The sequence below is a fragment of the Aliamphritea hakodatensis genome (assembly GCF_024347195.1).
In the GTDB taxonomy this organism is placed as follows: Bacteria; Pseudomonadota; Gammaproteobacteria; order Pseudomonadales; family Balneatricaceae; genus Amphritea; species Amphritea hakodatensis.
Map to the genome: position 1 here is coordinate 5,002,339 of NZ_AP025281.1, position 17,334 is coordinate 5,019,672.

General features: G+C 54.3%; 15 protein-coding genes. 2 read left to right on the top strand and 13 right to left on the bottom strand.

Annotated elements, in window-relative coordinates; translation table 11 throughout:
- Positions 1–9: 9 nt before the first annotated feature.
- Positions 10–513: a TIGR02444 family protein gene (locus PCI15_RS22730; RefSeq protein ID WP_271272147.1), complete on the bottom strand. Its 504-nt coding sequence runs from the start codon at positions 511–513 to the stop codon at positions 10–12.
- 115 nt (positions 514–628) lie between these two features.
- On the opposite strand from PCI15_RS22730, the gene PCI15_RS22735 reads away from it, so the two are divergent.
- A complete protein-coding gene (locus tag PCI15_RS22735) occupies positions 629–2,539 on the top strand; it encodes an ATP-binding cassette domain-containing protein (RefSeq protein WP_271272148.1) in 1,911 nt (636 codons plus the stop codon).
- A 32-nt stretch (positions 2,540–2,571) separates the two neighbouring features.
- Here the strand turns inward: PCI15_RS22735 and PCI15_RS22740 are convergent, their stop codons facing one another.
- From PCI15_RS22740 to PCI15_RS22790, 11 genes are all read right to left on the bottom strand, one after another.
- Positions 2,572–3,210, bottom strand: a complete 639-nt coding sequence (locus PCI15_RS22740) for a LysE family translocator (RefSeq protein WP_271272149.1) — start codon at positions 3,208–3,210, stop codon at positions 2,572–2,574.
- A gap of 101 nt (positions 3,211–3,311) precedes the next feature.
- Positions 3,312–4,619, bottom strand: coding sequence for an HDOD domain-containing protein (locus PCI15_RS22745; protein WP_271272150.1), 1,308 nt, complete (start codon positions 4,617–4,619; stop codon positions 3,312–3,314).
- Positions 4,620–4,910: 291 nt separating this feature from the next.
- Positions 4,911–7,037: a RelA/SpoT family protein gene (locus tag PCI15_RS22750; protein ID WP_271272151.1), complete on the bottom strand. Its 2,127-nt coding sequence runs from the start codon at positions 7,035–7,037 to the stop codon at positions 4,911–4,913.
- A gap of 307 nt (positions 7,038–7,344) precedes the next feature.
- The gene (rpoZ, locus tag PCI15_RS22755) at positions 7,345–7,557 is read right to left on the bottom strand and encodes a DNA-directed RNA polymerase subunit omega (RefSeq protein WP_271272152.1); all 213 of its coding nucleotides are present in this window, start codon (positions 7,555–7,557) and stop codon (positions 7,345–7,347) included.
- A gap of 67 nt (positions 7,558–7,624) precedes the next feature.
- The gene (gmk, locus tag PCI15_RS22760) at positions 7,625–8,245 is read right to left on the bottom strand and encodes a guanylate kinase (RefSeq protein ID WP_271272153.1); all 621 of its coding nucleotides are present in this window, start codon (positions 8,243–8,245) and stop codon (positions 7,625–7,627) included.
- A gap of 136 nt (positions 8,246–8,381) precedes the next feature.
- A complete protein-coding gene (locus tag PCI15_RS22765) occupies positions 8,382–9,038 on the bottom strand; it encodes a hypothetical protein (protein WP_271272154.1) in 657 nt (218 codons plus the stop codon).
- A complete protein-coding gene (locus tag PCI15_RS22770; RefSeq protein ID WP_271272155.1) occupies positions 9,035–9,523 on the bottom strand; it encodes an RNA polymerase sigma factor in 489 nt (162 codons plus the stop codon). The genes PCI15_RS22765 and PCI15_RS22770 overlap by 4 nt, the downstream gene beginning before the upstream one ends.
- A complete protein-coding gene (locus PCI15_RS22775; protein WP_271272156.1) occupies positions 9,516–10,298 on the bottom strand; it encodes an HvfC/BufC N-terminal domain-containing protein in 783 nt (260 codons plus the stop codon). The genes PCI15_RS22770 and PCI15_RS22775 overlap by 8 nt, the downstream gene beginning before the upstream one ends.
- 5 nt (positions 10,299–10,303) lie before the next feature.
- A complete protein-coding gene (locus PCI15_RS22780; RefSeq protein ID WP_271272157.1) occupies positions 10,304–11,143 on the bottom strand; it encodes an MbnB/TglH/ChrH family RiPP precursor modification enzyme in 840 nt (279 codons plus the stop codon).
- 123 nt (positions 11,144–11,266) lie between these two features.
- Positions 11,267–11,545, bottom strand: coding sequence for a BufA1 family periplasmic bufferin-type metallophore (locus PCI15_RS22785; protein WP_271272158.1), 279 nt, complete (start codon positions 11,543–11,545; stop codon positions 11,267–11,269).
- Positions 11,546–11,830: 285 nt separating this feature from the next.
- On the bottom strand, positions 11,831–12,178 hold the full coding sequence (locus PCI15_RS22790; RefSeq protein WP_271272159.1) for a hypothetical protein: 348 nt from the start codon (positions 12,176–12,178) through the stop codon (positions 11,831–11,833).
- Between the two features lie 394 nt (positions 12,179–12,572).
- On the opposite strand from PCI15_RS22790, the gene PCI15_RS22795 reads away from it, so the two are divergent.
- A complete protein-coding gene (locus tag PCI15_RS22795) occupies positions 12,573–15,164 on the top strand; it encodes a bifunctional diguanylate cyclase/phosphodiesterase (protein ID WP_271272160.1) in 2,592 nt (863 codons plus the stop codon).
- Between the two features lie 17 nt (positions 15,165–15,181).
- On the opposite strand, the gene PCI15_RS22800 is transcribed toward PCI15_RS22795, so the two are convergent.
- Positions 15,182–17,095 (bottom strand): alkaline phosphatase D family protein, encoded by a 1,914-nt coding sequence (locus PCI15_RS22800; RefSeq protein ID WP_271272161.1) that lies wholly within the window; start codon positions 17,093–17,095, stop codon positions 15,182–15,184.
- Positions 17,096–17,334: the final 239 nt, after the last annotated feature.

The window sequence follows — 17,334 nt, forward strand, 5'->3', positions numbered from 1 at the left end:
AAGTTCAACCTAAATGCCAGTTTCGGTATATAAATCAAGCAATGTCTGCAACAGCCCGGACCACTGTCCCTGCACCGTTTGCAGATAAACTTCCAGATTGGCTCTGGCCAGATCATCCACCGGCAAAGACAGCGCCGGGCAGAGGTCATTTGCCGTTGCCAGGTCGTACAACATCTGCAGTTCGGTTTTTTCACAGGCCAGTTCGGCCTTCTTAAGCTGTTCATAGGCGGCATCCAGCCGGTGATCCTGCTGGCGTTCTTCCCGCACGCTGTAACGCAGGGCCCGTAACGGCAGCAAGCGCTCATAATGCCAGTGCTGCAGCGCTTTATCGCTGAACAGTTCCGCCACAACCCCCTGCTGCTGTCTGGCCAGCCACAGGCAGAAAATCACCCGGTTCACCGCCAGCCCCTGTTCCGACTGTAATCGCAGGCACAGAGGGGCAATTCCCGGACGGCTGTAAAAGGCCAGTGCAAAGTGCCATAAACTGTTATCTGCTGACTGTATTTCCGACATTCTGTGCCTCACTCAAACGCATATTCACCGGCTGAATTGTGCTAGAATCCGCAGCCAAAATCAGCGCCGGATGTTCACCGGCATCCGATATTAGCCTGCCAGTCCGGTAAGAACCATGATTCAGTTAAACCAGCTCAGCCTGCAACGGGGCCCACAACGTCTGCTCGAACAGGCCCAGTTGACCATTCACGCCACCCAGAAAGTCGGCATTATCGGCGCAAACGGGGTAGGCAAGTCATCACTGTTTAAACTGATTCTGGGCGAGCTGCAGGCGGATGAAGGCGACCTTCAGCTGCCCACTAACCTGATTATTGCTCACATGGCACAGGAAGTATCGGACTCTGACCGCAGCGCGCTGGACTATGTGCTCGACGGTGACCGCCGTTTACGCAACGTTCAGCAACAGCTGAAAGAAGCTGAAACCAGCGGTAATCACCACCGCAGTGGCGAGTTACATGCCGAAATGGCGGCGATTGACGGCTACACGGCAGAATCCCGCGCCCATCAGTTGCTGAATGGCCTGAGCTTCAGACCCGGTGATGCCAGCCGGCCGGTCAGCACCTTTTCCGGGGGCTGGCGAATCCGTCTGAATCTGGCACAGGCGCTGATGTGTCACTCTGACATTCTGCTGCTCGACGAACCCACCAACCACCTGGATCTGGATGCCACCATCTGGTTGGAACAGTGGCTGCGCAGTTATCCGGGGACCCTTTTGCTGATTTCTCATGACCGGGATTTCCTCGATGCCGTCACCACCCATATCGTCCACATGCACCGGCAAAAAACCGATCTGTACAAAGGCGGCTACTCAGACTTCGAAGTCATGCGTGCGGAACGGCTTGCCCAGCAACAGGCTCAGTATGAGAAGCAGCAACAGCGGATTGCCGAGATCGAAAACTTCGTCCGCCGCTTCAAGGCCAAGGCTTCCAAAGCCAAGCAGGCCCAGAGCCGGGTCAAAGAGCTGGAACGGATGGAAACCATTTCTGCCGCGCACGTCGACAGCCCCTTCAGCTTCGGCTTTGAGGCCAGCGATAAGATTTCTTTCCCGCTGCTGACGCTGGATAAAGCTGATCTGGGTTATGACAAAGCCATCCTGAAACAGGTATCCCTGAGTCTGGTACCCGGCGCCCGCATTGGTCTGCTTGGCCCGAACGGTGCCGGTAAATCCACCCTGATAAAATCCCTGACCGAAGATCTTTCACTGCTCAGTGGCGAGCGTAAAAGCGGTGAGCATCTGAAAGTCGGTTACTTTGCCCAGCACCAGCTGGAAGCACTGGATCTGGAAGTGTCTCCCAGCCTGCACATTAAACGTATTGCCCCACAGGCCAGCGACCAGGAAATCCGCAACTTCCTTGGCAGCTTCGACTTCCATGGCGACCGGGCGCTGGAACCGGTTAAACAATTCTCCGGCGGTGAAAAGGCCCGGGTAGCGCTGGCACTGATCGCCTGGCAGAAACCCAACCTGTTGCTGCTCGACGAACCGACCAACCATCTGGATCTGGAAGTTCGCCACGCCCTGACGCTGGCCCTGCAGGGCTTTGAAGGTGCGCTGATTCTGGTCTCCCACGACCGGCACTTATTACGTAACTGTGTGGATGAGTTCCTGCTGGTTGCCGATCAGCAGGTGACGCCATTTAAAGGCGATATGGACGATTATCAGCAATGGCTCGCCAGCCAGCGCCGGGAAGACAATCAGACGGAGCAGCCGGAACGGGAAAACCGCTCCGCCAGCGCCGCGGAACGTAAAGAACAAAAACGTCTGGCTGCTGAGCGCCGCAGTATGCTGCGCCCGTTAAAGAAAGCCACCGAGAAGCTGGAAGCGGAAATCGAAACGCTGGCGGAACAGCTGTCCGCCGTTGAAGAAAAACTGGCCGATACATCTATATATGAAGAGGCCCGCAAAGCTGAACTGAAAGATGTCTTACAGCAACAGGCCACGCTGCAACAGCGCAGTGAGGCGGTTGAAGCCGAATGGATGGAAAAGCTCGAAGAACTGGAAGAACTTGAGCAACTGACCGCCGAATAACCGCCGGGCTCAGACCACTGAGCCCCTGCATATCAGGCCTCAAACGAGGCCAGTTTAATGCCGAAGGTCACAAACACTGCACCGGTTACCGCTTTCAGCGCCCGCTGCATCACACCTGCCCGGGAAAATCCCATAAACCGGGACAGCAGTAACACCATGCCTGAGAACCACAGCAGGTTGATCAGAGAATGGATCAGCACCAGCAGAAAAGCCGACGATGCCCCCTCACCCAGGGGTATAAACTGCGGGAATGCCGCCAGATAAAACATCGACACCTTAGGGTTAAGTGCATTGGTCAGAAACCCTTCCAGCCATGCGTGTCTCAGGCTTTGTGACTTTGCCGGCGCAGTGGCGGAAGCCGAACCCACCGTGCCTGCATTGCCGTGCAACGCAGCCCGCAACGCATTGATGCCGATCCAGCACAGGTAGGCCGCCCCCAGCATTTTAACGATAAAGAACAACTGTGCTGACTGCACCAGAATCACCGATATCCCCAGTACCGACAATGCACCATGAAGGTAAAACGCCCCCACAAACCCCGCCACGTTGGCAAATCCGGCGGCTTTGCCGGACGTGGTGACCGATTTAACAATCAGTACGCCATTCGGCCCCGGCGATATCACCAGCAGTGTCGCCACCACCGTAAAGGTCAGTATCTGTGCTAAATCCATGTATCTTCTCTCCGGCTAAAAACAAAAAAAGCGTCACGGCATACGCCAGGACGCTTTTATAAACAGGCTAAGCTTAACTGGCCAAGCTTTACTGACTAAGCTTAGCTGGCCTTTGCCGGTGCGATTGAATTCACCAGCGCCTCCAGCTCGGTACGGTTCTCGACGATCATCTCCAATGCCTCATCGGCGTCTTCGCGGCTGATCTGTAAACGCTTGAACAGTGCGCTGGGAATCTCTTCTTCCGGACCGTCACCCAAGCCCTTTGAACGTAACAGGCGGGATGCAATGTATAACAGACCCACTTCCTGCTGGGCGTCACCCTGATAGTTCGGGTCCTGCTGATGACGTACCGCTTCACAGACTTTATCCGGCAGCGACCAGCTGTCCAGCAGCCATGAGCCAATCTGCTCACGGGTCACGTTCAGTACCTGTTGTTCAATGTATTCAGACGGCATATGCGGGTTCGCCTCAATATACCGGGATAACAGGGAGAAATACGACGGAAATACATGGGCCAGTACCAGATAACCAAAGTTATGCAGTAAGCCAGCCAGATACACCATGCCCAGCTTAGGCCGTACTGCAACCGGTACCTTCTTGCACAGCAGTTCACACAGCGCTGCGGTATACACCGCCTGCTGCCAGAACGGCACACCTTCACGGGGGGTATCATCCGGCACTGCCAGTGTCTGCCCCATGGCGACACCTAAGGCCAGATTCAGTACCAGATCAAAGCCCAGTACCCGTACCACAGCATCATCAACAGACTGTACATCTGTTGGCGCAGCATAATACGGTGACGCCGCCCAGCTCATCACCTGAGCGGCCAGACTCGGATCAACCCGGACCAGCGGCACCAGATCATCAATCCCGGCAATCGGATCAGAGCGCAGGGCAATCAGTTTTTTCATGGATAACGGCAGCGCCGGCATCCCCAGCGTATCTTCCAGACGCTGTTTCACCCGCAAGCTGGTAAAGCGCTCAACCGCCTGGGTAATTACTTTTGCATCACTTCCGCCCGGCTGGGCATTGCTGATAGAGGTGGTAGTCAGCGCCAGCGCCTTGAGTACTACGGGCTGCTGTATCCAGTGACGGCGGATCTCAAAGACCCGGCCGGTATAAGGCTCAACCGCTTCAATGACATCCAGATCATTCAGTCCGGCGTCCATATAGACCCGCAGGCCCATCAGCTTTTGCAAACCTTTTTCTGTTTTCAGGGCAGCCTGACCAAAGAACTTGACCGCTTCGCGGCTGCGCAGAGGTTGCAGGCGTAATTCTGAATGATTCCAGATACTGACCAGATCCAGTAACTGGTCAGACGGCACTAATACCAGCGCTTTCGTGCCGGTATCGTGCACCATAAGGATGCGATATTTAGGCTCAGTGTGAGCGGCTTGCATTGATTGCATACTGTGAGTCGCCAAAGCAATCTCCATCCACCGGTTTATTCAGACTTTTAAATTTGGGCTGCAAAATTTGCAGGCTTCGGATAATCAGCCTACAAAGTCAGCCCGGCAGTGTCCATGCACAGCCTCCCAGTTTGGGGGCTAAAGCACTGCGGTACGGGGTAATAGCGCCGGTATTTTCAGGCAGATACTATATCGGTCAGTGCGACCATTTCATGAACAGAAAATGACCAGCCAAAAAAAAGCACTTCCCGTCAGAGAAGTGCCTGTTTGATCCCGGGAGAAAAGTAGCCGTCAGACGCGGGTCAGTTTATACACCGCCGGCAGGGACTTCAGTTTACGCATGACCCGGGCCAGATGTATCCGGCTGGTAACAGTGATATCCATGTGCACAGTACTCAGAGGTGAGTCCGTCTCTGAAATATCAATCTTAAAGACGTTGGAACCTGCGCCTGCTGCGGTGGTAGCCAACGAAGCAATCAGGCCCCGGGCCGGTTCAACCTGCAGATCCAGGTTAACGGTGAATTCTTCATCGATCGCGGCCGACCATTCCAGATAAACACATTTCTCTGCATCATCTTTCATAAAGGCGATATTACGGCAATCCGTACGGTGGATGACCAGCCCCCTGCCGGAAGAAATATGGCCGGTGATCTTGTCCCCGGGAATAGGGCCACAACAACGGGCATAGTGCATGACCATGCCTTCCGTGCCCTTGATCGCAAAGGGTTTGTCGCTGGTCACCGGGCCAAGATCCTTACTGCCCTCGTCTTCATCAGAGCGTGGCCGTAGCCGGCGCGCCACCACATAGGCCATCCGGTTACCCAGACCAATATCCACCAGCAGATCATCCAGGCTGTTAAGCTGCATCTCTTCCAGCAGTGCCTGCAACTGCGCCGGATCAGCATCATCCACCGAGGTACCGAAGTTACTCATAAACTGATTCAGCAGGCGACGGCCCAGTTCTACGGATTCATCACGTTGCTGCTGCTTCACAAAGTGACGGATCGCGGAACGCGCCTTACCGGTCACCACAAAATTCATCCAGGCAATATTCGGTCGGGCGCTGGCCGTGGTAATGATTTCCACCGTCTGGCCGCTTTCCAGCGTCTGGGACAGCGGCGCCAGCCGACGGTTTATACGGCAGGAGATACAGGAGTTACCCACATCGGTATGTACCGCATAGGCAAAGTCCACCGCCGTGGCACCCTGCGGCAGTTCGTAAATCCGGCCTTTCGGCGAGAATACATATACTTCATCGGAGAACAGATCGGTTTTCACCGTTTCAATGAACTCCATGGAATCGCCGGCACGCTTCTGCATTTCCAGCAGGCTCTGCACCCACTTACGGGCCCGGTTATAACCGTCTACCGCGCTGCTGGAATCACCGTAAATCTTATAGTGGCTGTGCTCTGCAATGCCCTGGCTGGCAACCGCATCCATCTCTTTGGTGCGGATCTGCACTTCGATGGTGATATTACGGGCACCGAATAAATCCGTGTGCAGCGACTGATAACCGTTGGCTTTAGGAATCGCGATATAATCTTTGAAACGCCCGGCAACCGGCTTATACAGGCTGTGAATAACCCCCAGCACCCGATAGCAGTCATCAACACTTTCGGTCACGATCCGAAAAGCAAACACGTCCATGATTTCCTCGAAGGACTTACCTTTGCTCTTCATCTTGCTATAGATGCTGTACAGGTGTTTTTCCCGGCCGGAAACCACCCCGCCAAACCCTTCCTGACTCAGGCGGCTGCGGATCGATTCTTCAATGCTGGAAATAATATCTTTACGCTGGCCCCGGGCCTGTACCACCGCCCGGCGAATATATTTGGAGCGCATCGGGTGATACGACTGGAATGCCAGATCTTCCAGTTCCAGCTGCATATCCCGCATCCCCAAACGGGCTGCAACCGGCGCGTAAATATCCAGGGTTTCACGGGCGATGCGGCGCTGCTTTTCTGGCGGCATGGCTCCCAGAGTACGCATGTTGTGCAACCGGTCCGCCAGCTTGACGAGAATAACCCGGATATCCACCGCCATTGCCATCACCATCTTCTGGAAGTTTTCCGCCTGTGCCTCAGCACGGGTTTCAAACTCCAGATGGGTCAGCTTACTGACCCCGTCAACAATGTCGGTAACCTGATCACCGAACTGGCCGGCCAGGCCGTCCCGGTTTACTTCCGTATCTTCAATCACGTCATGGAGCATCGCCGCCATCAGGCTCTGATGGTCCATGTGCATACCCGCCAGAATAGATGCCACCGACAGCGGATGGGTCACATAGGGCTCACCACTCTTACGCCGCTGGCCATCATGGGCCTGTTCTGCGTAAAAATACGCCCGCCGCACGGCCCTGATCTGCTCGAGATCAAGATAGCCGGATAACCGGTCAGAAAGCGCATCAATGGTTGGCATCAGGTACTCCTGCATGATTTACGGATAACTTACTGTTAAAGCTACAAAACTACACCTGTATTGTGCAAGTGCTAAATACACTAAAACAGCGGATTTGCGCCCGGAATATCAGCTTAGCAGCAATATGCGAGGATTTCTGACTGTATAACGACGTCAATGGCTTACTGGCGGGGTGTTCCGGCACCGCATTTCCGTGCGCCGGAAATAAATATGGCCGGTAAAAACCGGCCATATTTATCTGTGTCATTAACCTGTGCTGTAAACAGTGTTTTCAGCAACCAGCCTGACAATCGAAGCAAGTAAGCAGTTACGCTTCTTCGACTACATCAATTGTTGCATTGCTGACATGCTCTTCAGCAATTTCACGCAGCGCAACAACAGTCGGCTTGTCATTTTCCCACTCTACCTTTGGCTCTTTACCGCCGGTAGCTAGTTGACGGGCACGCTTGGACGCAAGCATGACTAATTCAAAACGGTTGTCTACGTGTTCCAGACAATCTTCAACGGTTACGCGAGCCATTCGGGACCTCGGTACTTTCGTACGTAAAAATGTATAAAAATTGACCCGAAAGTTTACCTAAGTGCGCTTAAGCTGACAAGAGCCCGGCCAGTAAACCCTGATGCTTTCGCTGCTGACGGTCTAATGTCAGACGCTGACCGGCAAATACCGACTGCAATTCTCCCAGTGCGGTCTGAAAATCATCATTGATGATCAGGTAATCAAACTCTGCGTAATGGCTCATTTCGCTGATGGCCTGTGACATACGGTGCTCAATGACCTCTGCTGCATCCTGACCGCGACCGGTAAGACGTTCGCGCAACGCGTCGGTTGACGGTGGCAGAATGAACACGGATACGCTCTCCGGCATCAGGCGGCGAACCTGCTGGGCACCCTGCCAGTCGATTTCCAGAATCACATCCAGCCCCTGCTGCAGCTGCTGCTCAACCCAGATCTGAGATGTACCGTATTTATTGGTAAACACTTCAGCATATTCCAGAAACTCACCCCGGCCGATCATCGCATCAAAGTCACTCAGGGCAACAAAGTTATAATCTTTGCCGTCCACTTCGCCCGGACGCATGTCACGGGTGGTATGGGACACCGATACACAGATCTGCTGATCCTGTTCCAGTAACGCCTTTACCAGACTGGTTTTACCCGCACCGGACGGCGCAGAAACGATATAGAGGGTGCCTAACTTGCTCATGTGGGAGAACTCTCGAACATTAAAAATGCAGGCATTGTAAAACAATCCCCGATGGGCGGACAGCGTTAGCCACCGCACCGGGGACCCCGTCAGGGTTCCTGGCAGCCCGCGAACCGGTTAACCGGGCTCGCAGACCTCACTGTTCAACGGCTTTACGATAGTTATCCGGGTTTTGTGTCAGCGCAAACAACATGCCCTTTTCTACCCAGATTTTAACCGGCAGACCTTTACCGTAAGCAACCACCGGCGCGTCACCCCGGCCAATATCCGGCAGCGGACCAAACACCTCAGGCTGATAATCCACCTGATACCAGGTCTGTTCCTCACCATTCACATCTTCAACCCGGAACTGAGCGGCCCGGATACTGCTCAGGGAACAATACCGGGCCCCCTGAAACACTTCCCCTGCCAACAGGCTGGACAGCACCGGTTCAAACTGCAGCTGGGTGAAATAGCCACTGAGTGTCGGAAAACTGCTGCCACGGGTTTCCAGTGGCCGGCGGTTAAAATGGTTGTACGCCACTTCCGCCGCTATTTCATGAGCTTTCGGATAAGGCCCGCTGGCAATGTGCGGCCACCAGAGCTGCACGGCCAGTAATAACAGCGCACAACAGCCGAACAGCCAGCCGCCATACTGTTTAAACTGCTGACGGCCAGACCAGGATTCGCGGGCCACGGACTGTGCCGGTACCTGCATCGCCTGCAAACACTTCAGTTGCTCCGGCGACAGTTCAATGCGCTGATAATACTCATCCACCATCTGTTTCAACGGTTTTTCACTGTGCTGAGTCATAAACTCACCCCGCAATTATTCTCCCTGGCCTTGCTCTGATGTAAGCGCTGCCGCAAGCGGTGTATTTTAGATAATACGGTCCCCTTTGGTAATGCCATCAGGGTCGCTACTTCCTGCGTGCTGTAACCTTCCACCGCCCAGAGAAACAGCATTTCACGTTCCTGATCATCCAGCATATTCATCAGGTAATGTACCTGCCGCTCGTTCACCATTACCGTTTCCAGCACCTGCAGATCATAGTCTGCGGCTTCTCTGTGTTCATCCTGTAACGGGGTATTCTGCACCTTCTGATCCCGGCGGTAGATATCGATATATCGGTTACGGATACTGGTAAATAAATAGGGGATCGGATCATCAAACTGTTTCACCGGCGGTTCCAGAAAACTCGCCAGCGCGCTTTGCACCAGATCAAAAGCATCATCCCCGTGGCGGCACAAAGACACCGCATAGCGGTGTAAACGGTTCAGCTGGGCCTGGTCAATCATGGGCCACCAGCCATTGCCGGTTTAACCAGCACTGCAGGGTTTCACTGATCGGCATACCTTCTGCGGCGAATGTTTCCACGACCTCAGTCAGTAACATTGTGTTCACATCATTTAACAGCGTTGCCTCCTTAGCAGTCACGGCCAGTGCAGCGATATGCCAGCCCTGTGTTGCCGAGCGCTGCATACTGACCACCAGATTAAAGGTTCCGTGCTGCAACTGAAACTCATCCTCCGGCTGGCGGTGCCACAACCACAGCTCATGAATATTATGTTCACACCTGAGCTGCTGTAAGCTGCGGGGCGTACTGACCCGCAGCGTCTCCAGCTGCTGTTCATCACTCTGCGCCAGCACTGCACCGCTCAGGGCGGTTTCTAACGGCGCAAAGCGGGCCGCCTGCACACACCATTCAAACGCCGCCATTTCGGCCACATAAGGCACCGTCCTCAGTGGCTCACACTGGCGGAGAAAATCGGCAAAGTGATCGCCAAACACATCCAGATCAGCAGCAACGGCCGGGTACTGCGTGACATAATCACCGGCATAGGCTGCAAACGCAGTTTGTCCCAGCAGTTGCTCCAACACCGGAAAGGTTACCTGCAACGCGCGGATGCGCCCTTCCCGGGTATTGTTCCGGTAAGCATCCAGCACGGTTGCCGGTGAGGCATTCCCGGCGGCCTGCCAGTGACGGGTATCCGCCTGCTGCTGCAAAGCGTCATTTAACAGCTGCGGCCAGTACTGAGGTAAAAAAGCCTCGCCATCTGGCAAATTGTGCACAGTCACTAAGCCACCTCCCGCTGCAGCAAAATCTGATCAGCCCGGGCTGCTTCTTCCAGCAAACGCGGCAGTTCGGGAACATCATTGTCCCATTCAATCAGCGTTGGCCGTGGGCCTGTTCGTGCCACAGTGTCCGCAAACAGTTCCCAGACATCCGGCCAGACTTCCCTGCCGTGGGTATCCAGCGCGCCCCAGTCGGTTTTCTGATAGCCTCCCAGATGCATCTGGCGAATCCGCTCTGCAGGCAGGTAGCCAATCTGTTCCCGGGGGTCATCACCGAAATTGATACTGTTCACCTGAAAGTTATTCACATCCAGCAATAAATCGCAGTCCGCCAGTTCTGCTACCAGCGCCAGAAACTGCCCTTCAGGCAAGCCGGCCACCGGCGGCCGTAAATAGGTTGAAAGGTTTTCCAGCAGAATACGCTGTTCCAGATAATCCTGAACCAGCCGGATTCTGGCCGCCAGATGTTCAGCATAAGCGGCCGTCATGGGCAGAGGCAGTAAATCGTGACTGTGGGCATTACCCTGGCTGCAAAAACAGGCATGATCTGATATCCAGGCGGCCCCGGTCGCTTTCGACAGATGCTTAATCCGGTCCAGATAGGCAAAGTCCAGCGGGTCATTACCGGCCAGATTCATTGACACACAATGCAGCGCGACCGGATAACGCTCCGCCAGCGCCATCATCCGGTGATAATCCAGATTACCGGTATGCAAATGGTTATCTGCCAGCAACTCCAGCCAGGCGATATCCGGCTGTTCTGCCAGCAACTGATCAATATGCGGCCAGCGTAAACCTATCCCGGCACGGGCGGGTAATGATCCTATCAGATGATGACTCAATCCTGACTCCTTCGGTCTGCATATGCTCTCTGAAGCGTTCGTGGAGACAAGCGCTTGTAACAGCATAGTCACCCGCCCGGAGACTGCCGGCCTCGCTCCGCCAGCCTCCGGGCAGGAACCGGGTTATGCCTTCGCTGGCTTAACCTTGGCGACATCACCACCGATCTTGGCACAGGTACCTTCCGGCACGTATACCCACTCATTCGCCGCGTTATCTACTGTAGACTGGCCGGCACAACCGTGCTTACCGTCCAGAGCACCACAGTCGTTCTTACCTGCCACTGCCACGCCGGCGCATTTTTCCCACGCAGCTGGCTGATCCGGCACAGCCATCGCTGCAGACGCACCCGCCAGGGCAATACCGGCAATCGCTGTTTTCAGTGCTAGTGTTGATTTAGACATGATCGATATCCTCAGATTTTTTTATATTTTCCTGACTGATCACCAACCTGCGAACAGAACTGTTATTCCCCTTAACATTCGCAGGCCTGCGAGGCAGGTCTTAAGAGTCATTTTTGTTGCGACTCATAAGGGTTAACGAACCTGCTTCAGGTTTGATTGCAAAAAAATAAAAAAAATCAGAATTTATCGCAGAACAGCGATCGGCAAAGCAGAAAAACATCAATCCCGGTGCCGGACAGCACCGGGGAGCGTACTTCGCCAGCCCGTGACAGGCAGGCCACGCCCTCAGTTACGACATGCTTCAGGACAGCGTTTCAGATAGTCACGGTGCTTCCGCTGGCACGGGCCACCCACGCCGGCGTAACAGGCCCCGCCCACGCCCTTATAAAGCGGGCCGCCTTTACCGGCATAGCGCTTACCGCCAACGCCCTTATACCGGGGGCCACCTACACCGGCATAACAGGGGCCGCCCACGCCGGCATAAGCAGGACCGCCCACACCGGCATACGCAGGGCCACCCACTCCGGCATAACACGCACCGCCCGGTTTTTTGTTGCCTTTACAGGCACAGACATCTACCGCATAGGCCGGCAGGGTCATGAAACAGACAAGCAGCAAGGTGAGCAGGCGCATATATAGATTCCCGAATCAGGTGATATCCGGAAAATTGTCCATCAGGCCGGACAGAAATGCAAAACAGCTCCGGCAGAGGCATTTTCATTTCCCTGTTTAATTTGCCCGCATACCGGACAAAACACTCTTACCAGGTAATCAAAACACCATGACTGCCCAAAACAGTGATCCCTGATATCCATAGGATTCACCGTAAAAATACGTTTTTCATTAATAAAATCAGTCACCTGAAATAAATGCCGACTAAAGGCTCAGGGAAAATTTCCTTTCCCGGTTCAAACATTCACCGGTTATGGCCTACATTTAATTCAATAACGCCAATAACGTTCCGCAGCATGCATTCGCAGATACTGAGGCTGTAAACACCATACGGAAATCTACAGGACCAAAATCTGTGGCCAGTAGCAGTGTTGTTAATTCATTGATGATTAAAGTCGGGGCGGTGATCTTTATCACTACCCTGGTCATTGGTTATTTATGGATCGACAGCGAATACCGTGACCTGGCAGACACCAACCGGCGGTTTGCCGAAAATTATCTGGAAGAACAAAAACAGATTTTACGCAATGATGTTCTGCGAATGCGTGAGTTTGTTCATCAACAGCAGGCCCGGGCAAGCACCGATCTGCGCCGTCACCTGAAAAACCATGTTTACCAGGCTCACAGTGTCGCCACGGGCATTCACCGTCAGTACCACAAACGCCTGCCGGACTTTAATATTCAGCAACGGATAATCGACGCCCTGCGTTACAGCCATTTTGCCAGTTCCCGCAGTTATTATTTCATTGATTCATTCAACAAAACTCCCCTGCTTTACCCGCCCGATCCGGCTGTTGAAGGTCACACCATGGATGCCAGCCTGCATTCCAGAGAAAAACACGAAGTCACGCAGAAAACCCTCGAACTGGTCTCCACTGAAGATGAAGGCTACATTCTTTACGACTGGTACCGCCCGGAAGACAACAGCACGCTGGAACGTAAATACAGTTTTGTAAAACGCTTTGAACCCTACAACTGGATCATCGGCAGCGGTGACTATCTGGAAGACTTCGAAAACCGCAACCGCACCCGCATTCTGCAGGACATCGCCCAGACATCCACCTCCAAAATGGCACCGGATTACTTCTCGGTAGTGTCTTACACCGGTGAGCTCTATGCCGCACAGGGCAAATATGTCGCCGGCCAGACCAACATCTGGGACCTGCAGTCCCCCAACGGAAAACACGTTGTTCAGGATGCCGTCAGGCTGGTCAGAGAGCATCCCGAAGGGGGCTTTTACTCCTATTCCTGGGAAAAACCCAACGGTGACATCGCTGAAAAAATAGCCTTCATGGTGGGCATTGATGAATGGCAGGTCTATATCGGCACCGACGCGTATCTGGATACCATCGATGCAGAAATTGCCCGGCGGAGTGCTGAGTTCGCCAGTAAAGTGAACACCCGGGTACGCACCGCCATGCTGATTTTGCTGACCGCCACCCTGCTGATCTTACTGTCAGCCTATTTCTTCAGCCGCCGTTTACAGCATAACCTGACCCTCTTTCAGCACGCTTTTAACGACGCGGTGGAAAATGGCATCCATCTCAATAAAGACAGCATCTTCTTTAATGAATTCAAGCAGCTGGCCGGCAGTGTTAACCGCATGATCGACCGCCTCAACCGGCAAACCGGCATCCTGCGGCATACCGCCCAGCACGATGCCCTCACCGATCTGCCAAACCGTCTGACCGGTAATGATCATCTGGAAACCATGCTGCAAACGGTGGCAGAACATAACGCCTCACTGGCCCTGTTCTTTATTGATCTGGATAACTTTAAAGAAGTTAACGACACCCTTGGCCACAGCGCCGGCGATCAGCTGTTACGCCAGGTAGCAGAACGTCTGCTGGGTACCCTCCGGGAGGAAGACCATCTGGCCCGGTTAGGGGGAGACGAATTCACCATTGTCACCGGTTTTATGCCTGACAAAGACGACGCGGTTACCATTGCTCAGAAGCTGCTGGACTGTTTCACCGCCCCGTTCACAATCGGCGAACAGCAGATTTTTGCCGGGGCCAGCATCGGCATCGCCATCTACCCGGAACACGGTCACACCTCCGAATTACTGTTACGCAATGCCGATGCCGCCATGTATCAGGCGAAACGCAACGGTAAGAACGCCTTCGCCTTCTACGACAGTCACCTGACGGTCAACCTGCAACACCGGGTGAATATGATCGACAGCCTGCGCCGGGCAATTGATAACCGGGAGTTCTGCCTGCATTATCAGCCACAGGTCTGTGTGAAGCGCAGCCTGACGGTCAGCTGCGAAGCCCTGATTCGCTGGCCCCGTGAACAGGGATGGATCAGCCCCGCCGACTTCATTCCCTACGCTGAGTCCAGCGGGCTGATTAACCCGATCGGCCGCTGGGTCATCAGGGAAGCCTGCGAGCAATGGGTGCGCTGGCGGGATCAGGGGCTCAGCCTGCGGGCCATTGCGGTGAATATATCCTGCCATCAGTTGCAGGAACCGGATTTCATTGATCATATTGTGAATTGTCTGGCAGAAACCGGCTGCCCGGCGCAGGCACTTGAACTGGAAGTGACAGAAAGCGCCTTACTGGATACCCCGGAAAAACTCACCCGGCTGTATAACATGGGCATCCGGCTGGCGCTGGATGACTTCGGCACCGGTTATTCATCCCTCTCATACCTGAAACAACTGCCGCTGAACAAGATCAAAATCGACCGCAGCTTCATCAACCATATCGCCCATGACGTCAATGATCTGGCCATTACCCGGGCAATACTTACCCTGGGACTAAGCCTGAAACTGGAAGTCATCGCCGAAGGGGTGGAAGAAAACCGGCAGTTAGATGTCCTGCGGGATGAACGCTGCCCGCTGATTCAGGGCTTTATTTTCAGCCAGGCACTGGCCGCAGATGACTTTTTTGAATATGCCATGCGCCACGGTAAGAACGAAGACCGCATCACCCGGATGGGCTGATCGTGACAGCGCAGGCACTATTCCCAGTGGGCTTCATCTTCATGGAGGAGAAACTCAACGCTGCGCTCATCCCCGGTCAGTTGCTGAATCGTCACCGGTGCCCCCTCGTGATCCAGTTCCAGCCAGCCAATCCCCGACGCATTCAGTAACCGCTCACCGCGGCGGGCATTCGCCGGTTTATAAGGGATAATTTTCATGCCCCGCCGTTTGGTAAACCAGTTCAGCGGCGACAGGGGGGCATACAGCCAGCGGTTCAGGCGGTCGAATACATCCAGTAACTTTTCCGGAAATTCATTGCGGATGCCGCTGCTGGTTATCTGCCAGATTTCCGGCCCGCCCTGCCGGCCCCTTAACTGAATATCGTAAGCAAAGGAGTAATGCACATCGCCGGACAGAATCACAAAATTCTTCGGCGTGCGGGGATGACGGAACATATTCAGCAACGCATGTGCGGAACCGGCGTGAGCCATCCAGTTTTCCGCATCGACCAGTAACGGCTTACCGACCCAGGTAAAGATCCGCTGTATGGTTTCAATCAGTTTCACCCCGAAAACCGGCGCCGGTGACACGATGACCACCGACTCATGGCCCAGAATATCACTTTGCAGATCCGTCAGGGCTTCCCAGTCCATCAGGCCTGAAGGCCAGTTAAGGTTCTTTTCAGAACGCCAGCGGTGGGTTCGGGTATCCAGTACCACCAGCGGTGTGTGATAGTCCCAGTGATAATGCCAGCGGGGAAATTTCAGCAACTCATCCAGCAGGGCTTCATAAGGTTCACCGCCCGGTTGCTGCAGCCCGGTGACCACCTGCTCCAGCAGCGGCTCAGGGAAGTGTTCCGGGGCATTGCCCCAGCCCTGACAGATCAGATAGCCCAGCAGGGCGTTACCGATCACCCGGCGGGAAAACGGATTTGAATACGCCGACTGTTCCCAGCCGGCGGTCAGGTTCCAGTCATCGGTTATATCGTGATCATCAAAAATCATTGCCACCGGTAAGTGGGCCATTACCCGGCGGACCCGGGGCAATCCTGCAATGAAATGATCCAGCGCGTGGCGCTCATCACGGTACAGCGCCTGCTGGGCATCATCCAGCGCCGGCGGGGCCTGCAGTGACAGCTTTTCCCAGGCCGCCGGCGACCAGACCAGCAGATACATGGCCAGCACTTCACCCAGGGTGATCAGGTGGTTATGGGCATGGTCTGAGGTAAAGACAGGCTTTTCAACACTGCGAAACAGCACATCCTGAAGGCCACTGCTCTGTTCTGTCGGCAGCAGCGTATCACGCTGATAATAATGGGCATCCTGATCATGCAGCCGGGCTTCGCTGCCCTGCACCTGGGCAATGGTTTCCACCGGCAAACCCAGCTCAGCCAGCAAACCATGAATGGCCACCAGCATCGGTCCGCCGACATCATCCACATAAACCTGATCACCGGACATCATCAGCACCGATGGCCAGTGTTGCGGGTCGATAAAGTGTTGCTGCAGCTTGGCATCGGCAAACAGCAGACCGTCAGCGCTGTCATAGTGAGGTTTACGGCAGGAACCGTGCAGTACACGGTCCAGCCTTGAGCGCAGCACAAACCCGGGGCGTGGCTGGCCGGGATAACAGATATCACCGGCCCACTCAGTCACCGGTTGCCAGCGTTCGGTGTTTAACGGACGTAACTGCAGGTCATAGCCGACGAAGCTGTCATAGGGTAACGCCTGCTGCAGAGGAATATCGAACAGATAAAAAAACAGCTTTTCACCGGCCTGCCAGCAACGGCAATGGGCACCGGCATCAATCTCCTGCTGTGATTCGCCGTCAGGATACAGGTGTAAGCGGCTCTCCAGCCGCTGCGATGCCGCCAGCCACAGGGTCAGCTTTTCAGGGGTCAGGCGACGTAAAATCGGGCCACAAAGTACCAGTGGCAAAGCAGTAGCAGTCATAGATTCACTATCTGGCGATGTTCAAACACAACTTAAGCATACCCGGGCAGTGATTAAAACCGTCATAGCCGGCGCATGCGTTGATTTTCAACAGTTTCCCCCGAAGCAATCATTTAAACAAGTGTTAGAAAACACCGCTCCGCCGGGTTCAAAATACCATGGTTTTGTTATCCCGAACGGATAGTTTTGTGATAACTGCCTGCAAGAATGTCCTTCATCCACAATACATTGAACGCCTT